1 protein-coding gene is annotated in these 1,934 nt (G+C 70.1%); it reads right to left on the bottom strand.

Features of this window, described 5'->3' with window-relative positions; translation table 11 throughout:
- Nucleotides 1-1,934, bottom strand: a 1,934-nt coding sequence (locus AC1D01_RS32455; RefSeq protein ID WP_477873614.1) for an alpha-L-rhamnosidase-related protein, incomplete at both ends; no start/stop codon positions are given.

Here is a 1,934-nt window from a genome sequence, read left to right as displayed (position 1 = left end):
CCTTCGAAGAGGCACTGCCCGGCCTCCGCCGCGCAGCTCGCCCAGGCAGCCCCCGTCCCCGCCGTGCGGAAGGTGCGCACACCTGGCTGGACGCCGCGGAAGTAGATGTAGCGGCCGTCCTGGTCGGCACTCGCGATGCCGGCCGCGCCGGTGAAGGCACTGCCGTTCCACACCTCGACGCCGTCAATGCTGACGCGCCGGTCGATGCCGAAGCGCGGGATGCCGATCACGCCGACCGAGCCGGTGTGCGAGCTGCTGTCCACCGTCATCGTGAAGCTGCCGTCGCTGCCGCGGTCCCAGCTGTTCCTGACGCGCTTGCTGCCGTCAAAGCTCAGCTGGCCCTCGACGTGCGTGAGGTCGCCGGGGTGCGGGATCACGCCGTACTGCTGCCCCTTCACCGTGGTCGGGCTGATGCCCAGCGTGTAGAAGGTCAGCGCCGAGGTCGGCCCGGACGACCAGCCGTGGGCGTAGCTGACGAACCATGGCGCATAGCCGCCGCTGCCGCCGTCGGCGCCATAGCCCTCCCAGAAGGTCCGGGTGCTGCGCGTCGGGTGGTTGTACATGAAGCCCCACTGGCGGCGCATCAGGTCCAGCGCATCGGCATCGCGCGAGGCCACCGACATCGCCATCAGCTGCATCGAGCCCGCGAAGCCGGAGATGTTGCGCCCCCACTCCGGCGTCAGCGCGCCCAGCGTGCCGAGGTTGGAGTTCAGGTAGCGGGCGATGGCCGCCGGCTTGTCGGCGTTGTCGGTCACCCCGTACCAGACCGCGAGCGAGTTGCCGTCCTGCGGCAGCAGCGTGCTGTCCGGGTTGTCGCGGTAGGCGCCGGCCGCGGCGTCCCACAGCGTGGCGTTGATGCGCGACTTCAGCGTCGCGGCCGCATTCGCGTAGGCCGTGGCCGTCGCGCCCTCGCCCACCGCGCCGGCCAGCGTGGCGCCGGTGACGAGTGCGCGGTACAGCATCGCATTCGCCGCGATGTTCTCGCCGCCCTGCCCGCCGCGCGCCCAGTCGTTGGTGCCGGTCACGTGCAGCAGCCCGTGCGCGCCGTTCACCTTGGCCTGGATGAAGGCCATGCCCTGCTTGTAGCGCGGCCAGATCGAGCGCAGCCAATCGGTGTCGCCGCTGTAGAGGTGGTAGGTCTCGGTGCCGATCAGCGTCCACAGGTGGTAGGTGTCGGAGCCGTACAGGTCGAAGGGCGGGCCGGAGTACGGCAGCTCGCCGCTCGCCTTCTGGCTGTCGTACAGGCGCTGCAGCGCGTTCTTCACCGACAGCGTGTCGGCGGTCGACACATAGCCCACCGCAGCCGAGATGCCGAGGTCGCCCGACCACACCGTGCGGTCGCGCTTGGCGGCATCGGTCAGCACCGTGGTGCCGCCACTGACCACGGCGGTGTTGTCCCAGCCCGTGGCGAGCAGCTTGCGGCCCTGGTCGGGCGCGATGGTGTTGGTCTGCACCGTGTAGGCGCCGGCGTACCAGAGCTTGTTCAGCAGGTCGTCGTTGCTGTAGAAGTAGTTCGGGTAGGCGCTCGGGTCGCTCATCGATGGCGCCGGCGTGAAGCGCAGCCGGATGTTGGCGAGGTGCACCCAGCCGTCGGAGTTCATGAACAGCGTCAGGTAGCGGAAGCCGCCGCGCAGGCTCGCCGCCGGCATCGTGTACGAGGTGCCGGTCGTGCTGTTGACGCCCGCGAAGATGGCCCCGTCGGTCGAGCTGCTCGCGCCCGCGTTCAGGCCGGCGTTGGAGCCGTCGCTGAGGGGGCCGACGTACTCGCTCGACTCGGTGAAGGCGAGGCCGACCGATTCGGCGTTGCTGCCGGCGGCGGGGACGTCCAGCGAGACGAAACCGCCGACCTCCTTGCCGAAATCCAGCACCACGTAGCTGCCGCGGCCCGACATCATCGCGGTGTTGCCGGTCAGCAGGTTGCCGGGGTTCTGCAC

The sequence above is a fragment of the Rhizobacter sp. P3_B12 genome, assembly GCF_056402895.1.
Note: the sequence above shows the minus strand (reverse complement) of the source record. Positions and strands in the feature narration are given on the sequence as shown.